Genomic DNA, 17,800 nt, shown 5'->3' on the forward strand with positions numbered 1-17,800 from the left:
ACCGGCGCGGCAGAGAGCAGCGTCACACCTGGCGGGCGGGTCGACAATGGCCGATATACCCCCGCTCATCTCACCGTGCGGCATAGCGTCGGAGCAGACCGGAGACCCCGGGCCGTGGCGTCGAGCCGCAGGGGAAGAGACCGTACTTCCTTCTACGTCACGCAACGGCGCGCGACAGGAGTCAGAGGACAATGCAGACCAAGCTGGACGAAGCCAAGGCCGAGCTGCTCGAGAGGGCCGCACGGGTAGCTGAGAACAGCCCGGCCGGGGGGCACCTACCGACTGGGACGACGGACGACGACACCTCCCGCACCCCGGACACCCCGGACAGCGAGACCGTGCTCGCGTTCCTCCAGCGCTACTACCTGCACACGGCACCGGAAGACCTCACCGACCGCGACCCGATCGACGTCTACGGAGCCGCTCTCTCCCACTTCCGGCTGGGCGAGACGCGCCCGCAGGGCACGGCCAACGTGCGGGTGCACACGCCCACGGTGGAGGAGAACGGCTGGACGTGCACCCACTCGGTCGTCGAGGTCGTCACCGACGACATGCCCTTCCTCGTCGACTCCGTCACCAATGAGCTCACCCGGCAGGGGCGCGGCATCCATGTCGTGATCCACCCCCAGGTCGTCGTCCGCCGTGACCTCACCGGCAAGCTGATCGAGATCCTCACCGTCCCGCCCTCCGGGGGTGACCTCCCGCACGACGCGCACACCGAGTCCTGGATCCACGTCGAGATCGACCGCGAGACCGACCGCGGCGACCTGAAGCAGATCACCGCCGACCTGCTGCGTGTCCTGTCCGACGTCCGGGAGGCCGTCGAGGACTGGGAGAAGATGCGGGACACGGCCCTGCGCATGGCCGACGAACTGCCCGCCGAGCCCGTCGCCACCGATCTGCGCGGCATGGAGATCGACGAGGCCCGCGAGCTGCTGCGCTGGCTGGCCGACGACCACTTCACCTTCCTCGGCTACCGCGAGTACCAGCTCAGGTCGGACGACTCCCTCGCGGCCGTGCCCGGTACCGGTCTCGGCATCCTGCGCTCCGACCCGCACCACGCGGGCGAAGAGGGCCACCCGGTCAGCCCGTCCTTCGAGCGGCTGCCCGCCGACGCCCGCGCCAAGGCCCGCGAGCACAAGCTGCTGGTCCTGACCAAGGCCAACAGCCGGGCGACCGTGCACCGGCCCTCGTACCTCGACTACATCGGGGTCAAGAAGTTCGACGCGGACGGCAACGTCGTCGGCGAGCGGCGATTCCTCGGGCTGTTCTCCTCCGCCGCCTACACCGAGTCGGTGCGCCGGGTTCCGGTCATTCGGCGCAAGGTGGACGAGGTGCTCGAAAGGGCCGGTTTCTCGCCCAACAGCCACGACGGCCGCGACCTGCTCCAGATCCTGGAGACCTACCCGCGCGACGAGCTCTTCCAGACCCCGGCCGACGAGCTGGAGTCCATCGCCACCTCCGTCCTGTACCTCCAGGAGCGGCGGCGGCTGCGCCTGTACCTGCGCCAGGACGAGTACGGCCGCTACTACTCGGCCCTCGTCTACCTGCCCCGCGACCGCTACACCACCGGCGTCCGCCTCAGGATCATCGACATCCTGAAGGAGGAGCTCGGCGGCATCAGCGTCGACTTCACCGCCTGGAACACCGAGTCGATCCTGTCCCGGCTGCACTTCGTGGTGCGCGTTCCGCAGGGCACCGAACTGCCGCAGCTCAGCGACAGCGACAAGGAGCACATCGAGGCCCGCCTGGTCGAGGCCGCCCGCTCCTGGGCCGACGGTTTCGCCGAGGCGCTCAACGCCGAACTCGGCGAGGAGCGCGCCGCCGAGCTGACGCGCCGTTACGGCAACGCCTTCCCCGAGGGCTACAAGGCCGACCACACCCCGCGCTCGGCGGTCGCCGACCTCGTCCACATCGAGCGGCTCGGCGAGGAGAACGACTTCGCGCTCAGCCTGTACGAGCCGGTGGGCGCCGCCCCCGAGGAGCGCCGCTTCAAGATCTACCGCAAGGGCGACGCCATCTCCCTGTCCGCCGTGCTGCCGGTCCTCAGCCGGCTCGGCGTCGAGGTGACGGACGAGCGGCCCTACGAACTGCGCTGCTCCGACCGCAGCATCGCCTGGATCTACGACTTCGGCCTGCGCATGCCCAAGTCGCAGAACGGCACCGGCGACTACCTCGGCGACGACGGCCGCGAGCGCTTCCAGGAGGCCTTCGCCGCCACCTGGACCGGCAAGGCGGAGAACGACGGCTTCAACGCCCTGGTGCTGAGCGCCGGCCTGGGCTGGCGCCAGGCGATGGTGCTGCGGGCGTACGCCAAGTACCTGCGCCAGGCGGGCTCGACGTTCAGCCAGGACTACATGGAGGACACCCTCCGCAACAACGTGCACACCACCCGGCTGCTCGTCTCCCTGTTCGAGGCGCGGATGTCGCCGGACCGCCAGCGCGCAGGCCACGAACTCGTGGACGCCCTCCTGGAGGAGCTCGACGCGGCCCTCGACCAGGTGGCCTCGCTGGACGAGGACAGGATCCTGCGCTCCTTCCTGACCGTCATCAAGGCGACCCTGCGCACCAACTTCTTCCAAGAGGCCGCGGGCGGCAAGCCGCACGACTACGTCTCCATGAAGTTCGACCCGCAGGCCATCCCCGACCTCCCGGCACCGCGCCCGGCGTTCGAGATCTGGGTCTACTCGCCGCGCGTCGAAGGCGTGCACCTCCGCTTCGGCAAGGTCGCGCGTGGCGGTCTGCGCTGGTCCGACCGGCGCGAGGACTTCCGTACCGAGATCCTCGGCCTGGTCAAGGCGCAGATGGTGAAGAACACCGTCATCGTGCCGGTCGGCGCCAAGGGCGGCTTCGTCGCCAAGCAGCTGCCCGACCCGTCCGTCGACCGGGACGCGTGGCTGGCCGAGGGCATCGCCAGCTACAAGATGTTCATCTCGGCGCTGCTCGACATCACCGACAACATGGTGGCCGGCGAAGTCGTGCCCCCGGCGGACGTCGTGAGGCACGACGAGGACGACACCTACCTGGTGGTCGCGGCCGACAAGGGCACAGCGACCTTCTCCGACATCGCCAACGGGGTCGCGGAGTCGTACAACTTCTGGCTCGGTGACGCCTTCGCCTCCGGCGGCTCGGCCGGCTACGACCACAAGGGCATGGGCATCACCGCCCGCGGCGCCTGGGAGTCCGTCAAGCGGCACTTCCGGGAGCTCGGCGTCGACACCCAGTCCGAGGACTTCACGGTGGTCGGCATCGGCGACATGTCCGGTGACGTGTTCGGCAACGGCATGCTGCTGTCCGAGCACATCCGCCTGGTCGCCGCCTTCGACCACCGGCACATCTTCATCGACCCGAAGCCGGACGCGGCCACCTCCTACGCCGAGCGCCGTCGCATTTTCGAGCTCCCGCGCTCCAGCTGGGCCGACTACAACACCGAGCTGATCTCCGCGGGCGGCGGCATCTTCCCCCGCACCGCCAAGTCCATCCCTGTCAACGCCCACGTCCGCGAGGCCCTCGGCATCGAGGACAAGGTCACCAAGATGACCCCGGCCGACCTGATGAAGGCGATCCTCAAGGCGCCGGTGGACCTGCTGTGGAACGGCGGTATCGGCACGTACGTGAAGGCCTCGACCGAGACCCACGCGGACGTCGGCGACAAGGCCAACGACCCGATCCGCGTCGACGGCGCCGACCTGCGCGTGCGGGTCGTCGGCGAGGGCGGCAACCTGGGGCTGACCCAGCTCGGCCGGATCGAGTTCGCGCTGCACGGCGGCAAGATCAACACCGACGCCATCGACAACAGCGCGGGCGTGGACACCTCCGACCACGAGGTGAACATCAAGATCCTGCTCAACGGCCTGGTCGCCGAGGGCGACATGACGGTCAAGCAGCGCAACAAGCTGCTCGCCGAGATGACCGACGAGGTCGGCCGCCTGGTCCTGCGCAACAACTACGCGCAGAACACCGCCATCGCCAACGCGCTCGCCCAGTCCAAGGACATGCTCCATGCCCAGCAGCGCTTCATGCGCCACCTGGTGCGCGAGGGCCACCTCGACCGGGCCCTGGAGTTCCTGCCCACCGACCGCCAGATTCGCGAACGCCTCGGCGCCGCTCAGGGCCTGACCAGCCCGGAGACGGCCGTCCTGCTGGCGTACACGAAGATCACGGTCGCCGAGGAGCTGCTGCACACCTCGCTCCCTGACGACCCGTATCTGCACGGCCTGCTGCACACGTACTTCCCGGCCGCGCTGCGCGAGAAGTTCGCCGAGCACATCGACCACCACCCGCTGCACCGCGAGATCACCACGACCGTCCTGGTCAACGACACGGTCAACACCGGCGGTACGACGTATCTGCACCGCCTGCGCGAGGAGACCGGCGCCTCGCTGGAGGAGATCGTCCGGGCCCAGACCGTGGCCCGCGCGATCTTCCGCTCCGGCGTGGTGTGGGACGGGGTCGAGGCGCTCGACAACCAGGTCGAGGCGGCCGTACAGACCCGGATCCGGCTGCACTCGCGCCGGCTGGTCGAGCGCGGCACGCGCTGGCTGCTCAACAACCGGCCGCAGCCGCTCCAACTCGCCGAGACCGTCGAGTTCTTCGGCGACCGCGTCGAACAGGTGTGGTCGCAGCTGCCGAAGCTGCTGCGGGGCGCCGACCTGGAGTGGTACCAGAAGATCTACGACGAGCTGAGCGGCGCCGGAGTCCCGGACGAACTCGCCACGCGCGTGGCCGGGTTCTCCTCGGCCTTCCCGACGCTGGACATCGTCTCGGTGGCCGACCGGATGGGCCGGGACCCGATGGACGTCGCCGAGGTGTACTACGACCTCGCCGACCGTCTCCACATCACCCAGCTCATGGACCGCATCATCGAGCTGCCCCGCGCCGACCGCTGGCAGTCCATGGCCCGCGCCTCCATCCGCGAGGACCTCTACGCGGCCCACTCGGCGCTGACGGCCGACGTCCTGGCGGTGGGCAACGGCACGTCCACTCCCGAGGAGCGCTTCAAGGCCTGGGAGGAGAAGAACGCCCCGATCCTGAGCCGGGCGCGCACCACCCTGGACGAGATCCAGAGCTCGGACGCGTTCGACCTGGCCAACCTGTCGGTGGCGATGCGCACGATGCGGACACTGCTGCGGCAGCATTCGTAAGCGCTCCGGCAGCGACACGCGGGCGATAGGACAGCGATACGACGACGAGGGCGCCCGGAACTTCACGGTTCCGGGCGCCCTCGTCGTCGTGGAGGGAGAGCCGTGGGTCAGGCCGCGACCGTCGGCTGCGGCTTCGCCTTGTCCGGGCCGCCCGTGAAGTCCTCGTAGGCCGCCAGGACCTCGTCGGTGGGGCCGTCCATGCGCAGTTCGCCGCGTTCCAGCCACAGCACCCGGTCGCAGGTGTCGCGGATCGACTTGTTGCTGTGGCTGACCAGGAACACCGTGCCCGCGGTCTGGCGAAGCTCGCGGATGCGGGCCTCGGAGCGCTTCTGGAAGGAACGGTCGCCGGTGGCGAGGGCCTCGTCGATGAGGAGGACGTCGTGGTCCTTGGCGGCGGCGATGGAGAAGCGCAGACGGGCCGCCATGCCGGAGGAGTAGGTGCGCATCGGGAGGGTGATGAAGTCGCCCTTCTCGTTGATGCCGGAGAAGTCGACGATCTCCTGGTAGCGCTGCCTGACCTGCTCGCGGGACATGCCCATGGCGAGCCCGCCGAGGTGGACGTTGCGCTCGCCGGTGAGGTCGTTCATCAGGGCCGCGTTGACGCCGAGGAGGGAGGGCTGGCCGTCGGTGTGGATACGGCCGTTCTCCACCGGGAGCAGGCCCGCGACCGCCTTGAGCAGGGTCGACTTGCCGGAGCCGTTGGTGCCGATCAGCCCGATCGCCTCGCCCTTGTAGGCGACGAAGGACACGTTCTTGACGGCGTGCACCTTGCGCACGCCCGACGCCTTCTCGACCTGGCCCCGGCGCAGCATGCGGTTGAGGGCGGCGGTGGCGGAGCCCTTGCCCGCGCCGGTGCCGTTGACGCGGTAGACGATGTCGACGCCGTCCACGACGACGGTGGGGATCTTGTCGTTCTCGATGTCAGCCACGGCCGTACGTCTCCTCAGCCTTCCAGAAGTAGATGAAGCCGCCGACGCCGGCGACCAGCGCCCAGCCCACCGCGAGCGCCCACACGTGGTGCGGGAGCTGGCTCGCGTGGAAGCTGTCGATCAGGGCGTAGCGCATCAGGTCGATGTAGACGGCGGCCGGGTTGGCCTGGAGGACGGGGACCACCCAGGACGGCCAGTCGTGGTGGCCCTTCGCCAGCTTGTCGATGCTCCACATGACGCCGGAGACGTACATCCAGGTGCGCAGGACGAACGGCATCAGCTGCGCGATGTCCGGCGTCTTGGCGCCCATCCGCGCCATGATCATCGAGACGCCCGCGTTGAACGTGGACTGCAGGAGCAGCGCCGGGATCGCCAGCAGCCAGGACGCGGCGAGCGGGACACCGAAGCAGAGCAGGATCACGACCAGGGCGGCCATCGAGAAGAGCAGCTGCTGCAGCTGCTGCAGGGCGAACGAGATCGGCAGCGCGGCCCGCGGGAAGTGCAGGGCGCGCACGAGGCCGAGGTTGCCGGAGATCGCGCGGGTGCCCGCCATGATCGAACTCTGGGTGAACGTCCAGATGAACACGCCCGTGACCAGGAACGGGACATAGTCCGGCACGTTCCTCTTGGTGCCCAGCAGCACGCCGAAGATGAAGTAGTAGACCGCCGCGTTCAGCAGCGGGGTCATCACCTGCCAGACCTGGCCGAGCTTGGCCTGGCTGTACTGCGCGGTGAGCTTGGCGGTCGAGAACGCGGTGATGAAGTGACGCCGTGCCCACAGCTGACGGACGTAGTCGGGCAGGGACGGACGGGCGCCGCTGACCGTGAGGCCGTACCGGGCGGCCAGGGCCGAGAGGTCGTCGCCGGCCGGGGGCGCTGTCGGGGGCGGTGTGTCGAGGACCTGGCTCACATCCGCTGCTTTCGCTCGGGGGGTGGGGGTGGTGCGCGTGCGGCCTGCACGCCCGTCATTCGGCGTTTCCTTACGTGACTCTTCACGTTTTCTTTCGTCGGGACGGGACCGTATCGTCGCAACGTGAGCGTAAGACGAGTGAGCGTCGGAACGCAACCGTTTCGTCGTGACGGATCGCGTCGGAACGGGACCGTTTCGTCGCTACGCCCTATGCTGTTCCGCATGACGACCAACGCCGACGCGCCGCAGACCCGTACGCGCCGCCGTGCCCCGGCAGGGGCCGCCGTCCTCCGTGAGGATGTGACGGAAGCCATTCGGGCAGCCGTCTTCGAGGAGCTCGCGGCGGCCGGATACGCGCGGATGTCGATCGAGGGCATCGCGCGCCGCGCGGGCGTCGGCAAGACCGCGGTCTACCGCCGCTGGCGTTCCAAGCAGCACCTGGTCCTCGATGTCGTGTCGGAGATCGCGGTGATGGGCCTGCCGGTGCCGGACACGGGCTCGCTGGAGGACGACCTGCGGGTGCTGTACGAGGTGACGTCCAGGGCGCTGCGGCATCCGGTGGCCTCGCAGATCATCCCGGACCTCCAGGCCGAGGCGGCCCGTAACCCGGAGATCGCCGAGGCCCTGCAGGACGCGTTGCAGAAGGGGCAGGAGGGCGTCGCCAGCAAGATCGTCGCGGCGGCGGAGCAGCGCGGGGAGCTCCGCAGGGGCTTCAACGACGAGCTGGCCCTCGATCTGATCTCGGGTCCGCTGTACTGGCGTTCTGTGGTGATCCGCAGCCCCAAGCTGCCGAAGGGGTATCTCGCGGCGCTGGCCAGGGCGACGACGGAGGCGCTGAAGGCGCTCTGACCGCGGTGGCCGCGGGGCCGCCGGTTCTTCGAGGGCTGTGTCGTGGCGGCGCCCGGCTCGCCCGCCCGCCGCAAGGAGAGTCTGGCGGCGCATCTGTACCGGAGGCCGCTCCTGTCACCGGATGAGCCGATGAGTGAGGTCCGCCAAGTCGGGGGTCCTCAGCACCCGGTCGGCGAAGCCCGGCAGCGGCACGTGCAGGGGGGCCGTCCAGCGCTCCGGGACGGCCTTGACGCCGTACACCGCTCCGGCCAGGCCGCCCGTCACCGCTGCCACCGTGTCCGTGTCGCCGCCCAGGTCGATCGCGGCGCGTACGGCAGTCTCGTACGAGGTCGTCGTGCGCAGCGCCCAGACCGCCGAGCCCAGGCAGGGCCATACGGCGCCGTTGAACTCGGTGGCCTGGTCCGGGTGCCAGTCGGGGGCCAGGACGGTGGCGTAGCGCCGGCGGTGGTCCGGGTGGACCGTGTCGAGGGTGGCTTCCACGGCGTCCAGCGGGTCGTCACCGGCGAGGGCCACTCGGATCAGCTCGTGGAAGACGGCCGTGCCCTCCCAGGCCGCACGGTCGCCGTGGGTGAGGGCGGCCAGGCGGCGGGCGGCGGCCATGGTGGCCTCGCGGCCGTGGCGAGCGAAGTGCACGGCGGACGGGGCCGCCCGCATCAGGGCGCCGTTTCCCGCCGCCCGTTGGTTCACCTGGAAGTGGAGAGCGGCCGCGATGTCCCAGGAGTCGTCGCTGCTGAGCACGGCCTCGGTCTGGAGGCCGATGTCCTTCGGCTCCGCCGCCGCCCACCGCTGGAACCGCCGGTAGACGTCCGGGAGTTCGAGCCCGCCGCACTCCACCAGCGACTCGGCGACCAGGACCGCCATCTGCGTGTCGTCGGTCGCCTCACCCGGGTCCCAGCCGCCGCCCCCGCACATCTCGCCGCCGTGCCCCGGCTCCGGAAAGCGGTCCGAGAAAGCGCCCTCCGGCCCGAACTCGAAGGGAGCGCCCAGCGCGTCCCCCACGGCGGAACCGATGACAGCGCCCAGGGCGCGCTCCACGCTGACGACCATCAGCGCAGGCTAGCCATGAGCGGTTACGGTCAGCCACGCGGGCCGACCCCGAGCCGTCGGCGGCCCGTCAGGGCAGGCCAGGCCCGGGGTGTCCGCCTCCGGCAAGACCGGGCCTCATGGGTCACTCGCGGCGGGGCCGACCCCGAGCTGCCGGCGACTCGCCCGGGCAGGCCCGGGCCGGCCTTCCGTGGGTCATGGGACTACGCGCGCGGGCCGGCCCCGAGCGGTTACGGTCAGCCACGCGGGCCGACCCCGAGCCGTTGGCGGCCCGTCAGGGCAGGCCAGGCCCGGGGTGTCCGTCTCCGGCAAGACCGGGCCTCATGGGTCACTCGCGGCGGGGCCGACCCCGAGCTGCCGGCGACTCGCCCGGGCAGGCCCGGGCCGGCCTTCCGTGGGTCATGGGGCCACCCACCCTGGGCCGACCCCGAACCGTCGGCGGCCCGCCCAGGCAAGCTCTGACCCGGCGTATCCGCCCCGCCCCCGCCCCCCGCGGCCACGCACCCCCGTCCCCGCAAGTCCGCTTCCGGACCTACTCGATGACGAGGTCCACCTCGATGTTGCCGCGGGTGGCGTTGGAGTAGGGGCAGACCTGGTGGGCCTGCTCGACGAGCTTGCGGCCGGTCTCCGCGTCCACGGTGTCGGGGAGTTCGACGCGGAGGGCGACCTTGAGGCCGAAGCCCTCGCCCTGCTTGCCTATGCCGACCTCGGCGGTGACGGCGGCGTCGCTGACGTCCACCTTGGCCTGGCGGCCGACGAGACCGAGGGCGCTGCCGAAGCAGGCGGCGTAACCGGCGGCGAACAGCTGCTCCGGGTTGGTGCCCTGTCCGTTGCCGCCGAGCTCCACCGGCGGGGCCAGCGCGACGTCGATCTTGCCGTCGTTCGTGTAGGCCCGGCCGTCACGGCCGTGGGTGGCGGTGGCGACAGCGGTGTAGAGCGCGTCCATGAAAGACCATCCCTCTCGAAGTCTGTTCCGGCGGCTCTTCTGCGGCCGCCCTCACGACCGTTAGTAGAGCACACAATTTAGTTGTGCACAACTAAATGGCTCACAAGAGCTATCCTGGAGCCATGACCACGCCACCGACCGCCACCGACTGGCTCCGCCTCGACCAGCAGATCTGCTTCTCCCTGAACGCGGCCTCCCGCGCCTTCGGCAGCGTCTACCGCGTGATCCTCAAGGATCTGGGGATCACCTACCCGCAGTACCTGGTGATGCTCGTGCTGTGGGAGCACGGCGACCTGCCCGTCAAGAAGCTCGGCGAGCACCTGCGGCTCGACTCGGGCACCCTCTCCCCGCTCCTCAAGCGCCTTGAGGCGGCCGGCCTGGTCCGCCGCGAGCGCAGTACCCGTGACGAGCGCTCCGTGGAGGTGCGGCTCACCGAGGAGGGCGTCGCCCTGCGCGAGCGCGCGGTACAGGTGCCCCGCCGGATCGTCGCGGCGACCAGCTTCGACGTGGACGAGATCCGCGACCTGCGGGCCCGCCTCGACCAGCTCACCTCGTCACTGGACGCGGCCGTGCACGCCGAGCTGCCCGACGAGGACTGACGGTCACCGCAGTGGTCCCCGTCGGCCCCGACCGCCTGGTTCACTGATACGCGGACACGGGTCGAGCGAAGAGGGGACGGCCGTACATGACCTGGCTGATCACCGGCGGCGCCGGTTACATCGGGGCGCACGTCGTGAGGGCGATGACCGAGGCGGGCGAGCAGGCGGTCGTGTACGACGACCTGTCCACCGGTGTCGCCGAGCGCGTGCCGGCCGACGTGCCGCTGGTGGTGGGTTCCACGCTGGACGCCGAGCGGGTCGCGCACACCCTGGCGGACCACGAGGTGACCGGTGTGGTCCACCTCGCGGCGAAGAAGCAGGTCGGCGAGTCGGTGGACCTGCCGCTGCACTACTACCGGCAGAACGTCGAGGGCCTGCGCGTGCTCCTGGAGGCGGTGACGACGGCCCAGGTCCCCTCCTTCGTCTTCTCGTCCTCCGCGGCGGTGTACGGCATGCCGGACGTCCCGTTGGTGACCGAGGAGACCCCGTGCGCGCCGATGTCCCCGTACGGCGAGACCAAGCTGGCGGGGGAGTGGCTGGTCCGTGCCACGGGCCGCGCGACCGGCCTGTCCACGGCGTGTCTGCGCTACTTCAACGTGGCGGGCGCGGCGAGCCCCGAGCTGGCCGACACGGGTGTCTTCAACATCGTCCCGATGGTCTTCGAGAGGCTCACCGAGGACGCGGCCCCGCGCATCTTCGGCGACGACTACGACACCCCCGACGGCACCTGCGTCCGCGACTACATCCACGTCGCCGACCTGGCCGAGGCCCACGTGGCCGCGGCCCGCACCCTGCAGTCGGCCCCCGGGCGCGACCTCACCGTCAACATCGGCCGTGGCGAGGGCGTCTCCGTGCGCGAGATGATCGACCACATCAACGCCATCACCGGCTACGACCGCCCCCCGACGGTCACTCCCCGCCGCCCCGGAGACCCTGCCCGGGTCGTCGCCTCCGCCGACCTGGCGGCCACGGAACTCGGCTGGAAGGCCAAGCACGACGTCCAGGACATGATCACATCGGCGTGGGAGGGATGGGTGCGGCTGCATCCGCAGGCGGCCCGGGGATAGCGGCGGGCGACGGCGGCCCGCCCGGGCCACGCGGCGCCCGGCGCCCCGGCCGCCCCGCCGGTCGCCAGGTGGACGGGCGGGTCGGGGTGGGACGGGACGGACTCGACGGCACGGGCCCCTCCTAGCGGGTCTCGGCGACGGACGCGTCCGTCGCGGGGCCGGGCACGGTGGCCAGCGGGGAGCGGTCGAGCGCGGCCGCCGCCGACGGCACCGGATGCCGTTCGGCCGGCGGGATCACCGGCGGCAACTCGGTCTCGCCCAGGACGACATGGCGTACGACCCGTTCGGCGGCGCGGCCGTCGTCGTACGGGCAGAAACGCTCGCGGAACGCCGAGCGCAGCTGGGTGGAGCGGGAGCCGCGCCAGTGGCCGGTGGCGAAGATGTCGATCAGTTCGTCCTCGCTGCGCGCGATCGCGCCCGGCGCGAAGGACCGCAGGTCGAAGTAGGTGCCGCGGGCCGCCTCGTACGCCTCCCGGTCGTCGGCGTGGATCACGATCGGGCGGTCCAGGCCCGCGTAGTCGAACATCAGGGACGAGTAGTCGGTGACCAGGGCGTCCGAGGCGAGGCACAGGGACTCCACGCTCGGGTGGTCGGTGACGTCGACGACCCGGCCGGTCGCGGGGGAGACGAGCGGGCCGCCGTGGCGGTGGTGCGCGCGGGCCAGGACGACGAAGCGGGGGCCCAGGCGGCGCAGGAGGCGGTCCAGGTCGAGGGTGGTGTGCTGGGTGCGGCGGTAGTCGCGGTAGGTCGGCGCGTACAGGATCGCGACCGAGCCCGCGGGGATGCCGAGGGACTCGCGCAGCCGCCGTACGTCCTCCGAAGTCGCCCGCTGGAACACGTCGTTGCGTGGAGAACCGTACGGGAGCGTGGTGTAGCCCCCGGGGTAGACGCGCTCCCAGGCCAGGGTGGTGTGGCGGTTGGGGGACAGGAGGTAGTCCCACTGGTCGACGCCGCGCAGCATCGCGTCGAAGTCCAAGTCCCCTGCTGCCGCCGGGCGTTCTCGCAGGTCCAGGCCCATGTGCTTGAGCGGTGTGCCGTGTTGGGTCTGGATGAGGACCTGGCCGGGGCGCTTGACCAGACGGCGGTCGAAGTCGGTGTTGTTCACCAGGTACTTGGAGCGGGCCAGCGCCGTCCAGTAGGCGGCTGTGCCGGGGCGCAGCCTGCGGGTCGCGGTCGGGATCGTGTGGTGGTGCTCGGGGCGGGCGATCCACGCGGTACGGATGTGCGGGGCGAGGGTGCGGAACGCCTCCTCGAGGGCGCCCGGGTTGCAGCCGTGGCCGCGGCCCCCGTAGGCGGCGAAGACGGCGCGGTCCGCGCGCAGCGGGAGGCGGAGCTGGACGCGGTAGTGGAGCCGCAGGGCCGCCGCGTGCAGGGACGTGGCGAGGCGTACGAGCGGGCGGGTGGTCCCTCGGCCGGACCTGCGGGCCAGTTCCGCGAGCCGCTGGGTGCGGTACAGGCCCAGGCGGATCACGGCGTGGCGCAACCGGGAGCGCGCCGGGGCCGGGTGGCCCGGGGTGCGGTGGGCGCGGTAGTGGTCGCGGGCCCGCCGCAGGAACTCGCGGCGGCTGGAGCGCGGGAGGCTCTCCCGGTCGGTGAACACCGCCGAGAGGTGGTCCACCATGCGGCGGAACAACACCGGCCGCCACTGAGCGAGTTCGGGGCGCGAGTCGACGTACGCGAAGACCCTGTCGTACTGCTCGAAGACGTCGAAGTGGTCGGCGGCGTCGCGGGGTTCGCCCCCGCGGCGCTTGCGGTGGTGGACGCAGACCCGGTCGAGGGTGGCGATCGACTCCGCGGCCATCAGGGCGGGGTAGGTCCAGGGCAGGTCCGTGTGGTGACCGGGCGGGAAGACGAAGCCCTCGCGCTCGACGAACTCCCTGCGGTACGCCTTGTTCCAGGCCACCGGCGGCACCCGCAGCAGCCCCGGGCGGTCCTCCAGAGGGAAGGGCGCCGGACCCTGCTCGGTGAGCCGGCCCGCGGAGGCGTCGCGGACCGTCCCGTCCGACCAGTGGGCGAGCGCGTGGCCGTGGACCAGGACGTCCGGCTCGCCCGTCTCCTTCAGCCGGTCGGCGATCGCCCGCAGCGCGTGCGGGGTGAGGGTGTCGTCGCCGTCGAGGAACAGCAGGTAGTCGCCGCTCGCCTCGGCCGTCCCGGCGTCGCGGGCGGGCCCGAGCCCCGAGTTCCGTGCCAGGTGGACCGCCTTGACCCGGGGGTCACGGGCCGCGTACTCGTCGATGAGCTCGCCGCACGCGTCCGGCGAGCGGTCGTCGACCGCGATCAGCTCCAGATCCTCGTACGACTGTGAGAGCACCGATTCCAGGCATGCGGGCAGATATGCCTGAACCTTGTACGCGGGGACGATGACACTGAACCTGGGCACGGCACATCCAAGAGTCGGCACGGGAGTTCTGCCCGGGAACGCCCGACGACGGCACGGGGTTACGGTCCGTACGGCATTCGGGCGAACGCGAAGGGGCGGACCGGTTCCGGTCCGCCCCTCCAACTCCGCCGTCGTACGGGTTACTTGACCGCGCCCGCCATCACGCCGGAGACGAACTGCCGCTGGAACGCGAAGAACACGATCAGCGGAATCACCATCGAGATGAACGCGCCCGGTGCCAGGACGTCGACGTTGTCGGCGAAGGCACGCATCTGGGTCTGGAGGGCGACGGTGATCGGCTGGCTGTCGGCGTTCGTGAACACCAGGGCGATCAGCATGTCGTTCCACACCCACAGGAACTGGAAGATGCCCAGGCTCGCGATCGCGGGCCCGCCGAGCGGCATCACCACCCTCAGGAACAGGCGCAGTTCGCCCGCGCCGTCCAGCCGTGCCGCCTCCAGGAGTTCGCGGGGGATCTCCGCGAAGAAGTTCCGCAGCAGGAACACCGCGAAGGGCAGGCCGAAGCCCGTGTGGAAGAGGATCACCCCGAAGATGTTGCCGAACAGGCCCAGCTTGCCGAAGAGTTCGGCGATCGGGATCAGCGCCACCTGGACCGGCACCACCAGCAGGCCGACCACGCCCATGAACCACCAGTCGCGGCCCGGGAACTCCATCCACGCGAACGCGTAGCCCGCGAGCGCGCCGATGACGATCACGAGCAGCGTCGCCGGGACCGTGATCAGCACGGTGTTGACGATGGAACCGGTGATGTCGCTGTTCTGGAGGAGCTTGTCATAGCTGTCGAGGGTGAGTTGGGAGGGCTCGGTGAAGACCTTCCACCAGCCGGTCGCCGCCAGGTCGGCCGGGCTGCGCAGCGAGGAGATCAGCAGCCCGATCGTCGGCACCAGCCAGAACAGGCCGACGACGACGAGGAAGACGCTGATCAAGCCGCCGCTGACGCGCTCGACGAGCCGTGAGCCGAGCGACTGTTTCGCCTTCGCCTCGTCGGCCGTCGACGTCTCGGGGAGCCTTTCGGCCTGAGTGGTCATCGCCGTACCTCCCGCCTGAGCCGACGAATGTTGAACCACATCACCGGGATCACCAGCAGCAGCAGGAACACCGAGATGGCGCTCGCGATGCCGGGCTGGTCCTCGGCGAAGCCCTTGCGGTACAGCTCCAGGGCGAGGACGTTCGCGTCGTCCTGCGAGGAGCCCGGGGCGATGATGAAGACCAGGTCGAAGATCTTCAGGACGTTGATCATCAGGGTCACGGTGACGACCGCGAGGACGGGCGCCAGCAGGGGGATCGTGACCCTGCGGAAGACCTGCCACTCGCTCGCGCCGTCGACCCGGGCCGCCTCCAGGAGTTCGCGGGGGATGCCCGCGAGCCCGGCCGCGATCAGCACCATCGCGAAACCGGCCCACATCCAGATGTACGACCCGATGATCGCCGGTGTCACCAGCGACGGTCCGAGCCAGTCGAGCCCGTTGTAGGCCTCCTTGAAGTTGCTCGCCGGAAGCCGCAGTCGGGCCCCGTCGGCCTTCTCCGAGAAGGAGAACGTGCCGTCGCCGCCGGCCTTCGCCGTCTCGACGACCTTGCCGTCCTTGACCGCCTCGATCTTCATGCCGGGGTAGCCGAGTTCGGTCGGGTCGACCCCGCCGAGCGTGCCGACGCCCTTGCCACGCGTGAAGTCCTGCCAGGTGGTTCCGGTGATCCGGCCCGGGTCCGCCTGCGGCGCCACGGCCTTCTTTGCGTCACCGGGCATCTGGTCGGGGGCGACACCCACCAGGGGCAGGGTCACCGTTCCGCCGGTGTGGACCGTCGTCTTTGTGAGGAAGCCGCCCCCTTGTGCCACCAGGGGGGAGTTGCGGCCCGGGTGGGCCTTGGGGAACGCCGAGGACTGCGCGAACGTGTCGTGCACGCCCACCCACACCGCGTTCGCGAACCCCTTGTCCGGGTCCTGGTCATAGACGAGCCGGAAGATGATGCCCGCCGCCAGCATGGAGATCGCCATCGGCATGAAGACGACCAGCTTGAACGCCGTTCCCCAGCGCACCCGTTCGGTCAGCACCGCGAAGACCAGACCGAGCGCGGTGGCGATCGTCGGTGCGAACACCACCCAGATGATGTTGTTCTTCAGGGCCGTGCGGATGCCGTCGTCGGTGAACAGGGCCTTGTAGTTGTCGATTCCGGCGAAACCGTCACCGGACTGGTTGTAGAAGCTGCGGACGATCGAGTACCCGATCGGGTAGACCACGAGCGCGCCCAGCAGCACCAGGGCGGGCAGCAGGAACAGCACTGCCACGGACCTGCGCGTGCCGGTCACGCTCTTGCGCGACTTGGGGGAGGCAGGGGCCGGTGGGACCCCTGCCTCGGTGGCGGACGTCATCGCGTCAGTTCCCGTAGGCGGCCGCCGCGTCGGCCTCCAGCTTGGCCTGGGTGCCCGCGACGTTCTTCGGGTTCGTCAGGAAGTCCTGGAGCGCCTTCCACTCACCCTTGCCGGGCGTTCCGCCGAAGGCCTGCGGCGCCTGGTCGGACATGTCGAAGCGGAAGTCGTCGCCCGAGTCGATCAGCGCCTTGGCGATCTTCTGCTGCACCGGGTTCGGATACGAGGAGATGTCCACGCTCTTGTTCGGCGAGAGATAGCCGCCCAGCTTGGCCTGGATCGTCGCCGCGTCCGGGGAGGCCAGGAAGGTTGCCAGCGCCTGCGCCGCCTTGGAGTCCTTCAGGATCACGGCCGCGTCGCCGCCGGAGACCACGGGGGCGGTGCCACCGACCTTCGGGAACGGGAACACCTTCGCGTCCGTGCCGACCTTCGCCTTGGCCGTCTGGATGTTGACCTGTGCGAAGTCGCCCTCGTAGACCATGGCCGCCTTGGGCTGGTCGCCGCCGGTGAAGGTCTGGGTCACCGAGGCCGGGAAGTCGGTCTGCAGCGCGCCCTTGGCGCCGCCCGCGACATAGTCCTTCTTGCCCCAGACCTGGGCCAGCGTGGTCAGCGCGTCCTTCACGGACGGGTCCGTCCACTTGATCTCGTGCTTGGCCAACTGGTCGTACTTCTCCGGGCCCGCCTGGGAGAGGTAGATGTTCTCGAACCAGTCCGTCAGGGTCCAGCCCTCGGCGCCGCCCACCGAGAACGGGGTCACACCCGAGTCGTAGACCGTCTGCGCGGTGGTGAGCAGCTCGGCCCAGGTCTTCGGCTCGGTGGCGCCCGCGTTCTCGAAGACCTTGGCGTTGTACCAGATCAGCGACTTGTTGGCGGCCTTGTAGTACACGCCGTACTGGGTGCCGCCCACCTTGCCGATGTCCTGCCAGCCCTGCGAGTAGTTCTTGGCGAGCTCCGCCTTGGCCTCCGCTCCCAGGGGCTTGGCCCACTTCTTGTCCACGGCCTGCTTGATGGCACCCGGCTGCGGGAGCATCGCGATGTCCGGCGGCTGGCCGCCCGCGACCTTCGAACCCAGGAAGTTGACGATCGGGTCCTGGGCGGGCACGAAAGTCACCTTGGCGCCGGTGCGCTTCTCGAACTCCGAGAGAACCTTTTTGAAGTTCGTCTGTTCGGCGCCGCTCCAGACGGCGGCGACCTCCAGGCTCTGGCCGTTCAATTTGGGCAGGGTGACCGTCGTGCCGGTCTCCTTGCCGCCTGTCGCGCCCGTGTCACTGCTCTTGCCGTCATCTCCGCTGCATGCGGTGAGCGAGAGGGCGAGGGCCGCCGCGAGGGCGGCGGCCGCCGACTTGGCAGCCCTGTTCGCTGACCTGTGCTTCCGCTGTGTGCTGCTCGTGCTGCGCATCACGACCCCGTTCTTCGTTCCTCGTCGAACGTCGAGGGCTGTCCCGTGCGAACTGGTCTACGCCGGGGCGCCGAGGTCGGCAAGTGGGCGTCCACTGTCAAGCGGGTGATCGTGATGCCGTCGTGACCAGTGCCGGTGCGTCCGGGC

At 70.3% G+C, this 17,800-nt stretch carries 12 protein-coding genes; 4 read left to right on the forward strand and 8 right to left on the reverse strand.

The features are described 5' to 3' along the window. Positions 1-191: 191 nt before the first annotated feature. On the forward strand, positions 192-5,144 hold the full coding sequence (locus ACIRP7_RS40550) for an NAD-glutamate dehydrogenase (RefSeq protein WP_403670481.1): 4,953 nt from the start codon (positions 192-194) through the stop codon (positions 5,142-5,144). Between the two features lie 107 nt (positions 5,145-5,251). On the opposite strand, the gene ACIRP7_RS40555 is transcribed toward ACIRP7_RS40550, so the two are convergent. Next, complete coding sequence (locus ACIRP7_RS40555; RefSeq protein WP_403670483.1) at positions 5,252-6,073, reverse strand: ABC transporter ATP-binding protein; 822 nt, start codon at positions 6,071-6,073, stop codon at positions 5,252-5,254. Beyond that, on the reverse strand, positions 6,066-6,983 hold the full coding sequence (locus tag ACIRP7_RS40560; protein ID WP_352391104.1) for an ABC transporter permease: 918 nt from the start codon (positions 6,981-6,983) through the stop codon (positions 6,066-6,068). Before ACIRP7_RS40560 ends, ACIRP7_RS40555 begins: the two co-directional genes overlap by 8 nt. A 222-nt stretch (positions 6,984-7,205) precedes the next feature. On the opposite strand from ACIRP7_RS40560, the gene ACIRP7_RS40565 reads away from it, so the two are divergent. Continuing rightward, positions 7,206-7,832: a TetR/AcrR family transcriptional regulator gene (locus ACIRP7_RS40565; RefSeq protein WP_403670486.1), complete on the forward strand. Its 627-nt coding sequence runs from the start codon at positions 7,206-7,208 to the stop codon at positions 7,830-7,832. 114 nt (positions 7,833-7,946) lie between these two features. On the opposite strand, the gene ACIRP7_RS40570 is transcribed toward ACIRP7_RS40565, so the two are convergent. Further along, entirely contained in the window at positions 7,947-8,879 is a 933-nt protein-coding gene (locus ACIRP7_RS40570; RefSeq protein ID WP_403670489.1) for an ADP-ribosylglycohydrolase family protein, read from the reverse strand. A gap of 529 nt (positions 8,880-9,408) precedes the next feature. Next, positions 9,409-9,822 (reverse strand): organic hydroperoxide resistance protein, encoded by a 414-nt coding sequence (locus ACIRP7_RS40575; protein WP_125192855.1) that lies wholly within the window; start codon positions 9,820-9,822, stop codon positions 9,409-9,411. A 122-nt stretch (positions 9,823-9,944) separates the two neighbouring features. Here ACIRP7_RS40575 and ACIRP7_RS40580 point away from each other — a divergent pair, with 122 nt between their 5' ends. Continuing rightward, positions 9,945-10,421 carry a MarR family transcriptional regulator gene (locus ACIRP7_RS40580; RefSeq protein WP_352391107.1) on the forward strand — a complete coding sequence of 159 codons (477 nt, stop codon included), beginning with the start codon at positions 9,945-9,947 and terminating at the stop codon, positions 10,419-10,421. An 86-nt stretch (positions 10,422-10,507) separates the two neighbouring features. After that, positions 10,508-11,488: a UDP-glucose 4-epimerase GalE gene (gene galE, locus ACIRP7_RS40585; RefSeq protein WP_403670492.1), complete on the forward strand. Its 981-nt coding sequence runs from the start codon at positions 10,508-10,510 to the stop codon at positions 11,486-11,488. Between the two features lie 121 nt (positions 11,489-11,609). Here galE and ACIRP7_RS40590 read toward each other — a convergent pair whose 3' ends face one another. The 4 genes from ACIRP7_RS40590 to ACIRP7_RS40605 all read right to left on the reverse strand — a co-directional run bounded on the left by ACIRP7_RS40590 (position 11,610) and on the right by ACIRP7_RS40605 (position 17,653). Next, positions 11,610-13,868 (reverse strand): CDP-glycerol glycerophosphotransferase family protein, encoded by a 2,259-nt coding sequence (locus tag ACIRP7_RS40590; RefSeq protein ID WP_403670494.1) that lies wholly within the window; start codon positions 13,866-13,868, stop codon positions 11,610-11,612. Positions 13,869-14,008: 140 nt separating this feature from the next. Continuing rightward, a complete protein-coding gene (locus tag ACIRP7_RS40595) occupies positions 14,009-14,917 on the reverse strand; it encodes a carbohydrate ABC transporter permease (RefSeq protein WP_403670497.1) in 909 nt (302 codons plus the stop codon). Next, positions 14,914-16,257 (reverse strand): carbohydrate ABC transporter permease, encoded by a 1,344-nt coding sequence (locus ACIRP7_RS40600; RefSeq protein WP_403670500.1) that lies wholly within the window; start codon positions 16,255-16,257, stop codon positions 14,914-14,916. The genes ACIRP7_RS40595 and ACIRP7_RS40600 overlap by 4 nt, the downstream gene beginning before the upstream one ends. Positions 16,258-16,261: 4 nt before the next feature. After that, entirely contained in the window at positions 16,262-17,653 is a 1,392-nt protein-coding gene (locus tag ACIRP7_RS40605) for an ABC transporter substrate-binding protein (RefSeq protein ID WP_403670586.1), read from the reverse strand. Between the last annotated feature and the right edge of the window lie 147 nt (positions 17,654-17,800).

The sequence above is a fragment of the Streptomyces sp. NPDC102270 genome (assembly GCF_044766405.1).
GTDB lineage: Bacteria > Actinomycetota > Actinomycetes > Streptomycetales > Streptomycetaceae > Streptomyces.

What these genes read in the sequence shown, in the direction of transcription:
- galE (WP_403670492.1), top strand. Translation starts at nt 10,508, where the DNA reads ATGACCTGGCTGATCACCGGCGGCGCCGGTTACATCGGGGCGCACGTC.
- ACIRP7_RS40605 (WP_403670586.1), bottom strand. Translation starts at nt 17,653, where the DNA reads ATGCGCAGCACGAGCAGCACACAGCGGAAGCACAGGTCAGCGAACAGG.
- ACIRP7_RS40575 (WP_125192855.1), bottom strand. Translation starts at nt 9,822, where the DNA reads ATGGACGCGCTCTACACCGCTGTCGCCACCGCCACCCACGGCCGTGAC.
- ACIRP7_RS40550 (WP_403670481.1), top strand. Translation starts at nt 192, where the DNA reads ATGCAGACCAAGCTGGACGAAGCCAAGGCCGAGCTGCTCGAGAGGGCC.
- ACIRP7_RS40580 (WP_352391107.1), top strand. Translation starts at nt 9,945, where the DNA reads ATGACCACGCCACCGACCGCCACCGACTGGCTCCGCCTCGACCAGCAG.
- ACIRP7_RS40595 (WP_403670497.1), bottom strand. Translation starts at nt 14,917, where the DNA reads ATGACCACTCAGGCCGAAAGGCTCCCCGAGACGTCGACGGCCGACGAG.
- ACIRP7_RS40570 (WP_403670489.1), bottom strand. Translation starts at nt 8,879, where the DNA reads ATGGTCGTCAGCGTGGAGCGCGCCCTGGGCGCTGTCATCGGTTCCGCC.
- ACIRP7_RS40600 (WP_403670500.1), bottom strand. Translation starts at nt 16,257, where the DNA reads ATGACGTCCGCCACCGAGGCAGGGGTCCCACCGGCCCCTGCCTCCCCC.
- ACIRP7_RS40565 (WP_403670486.1), top strand. Translation starts at nt 7,206, where the DNA reads ATGACGACCAACGCCGACGCGCCGCAGACCCGTACGCGCCGCCGTGCC.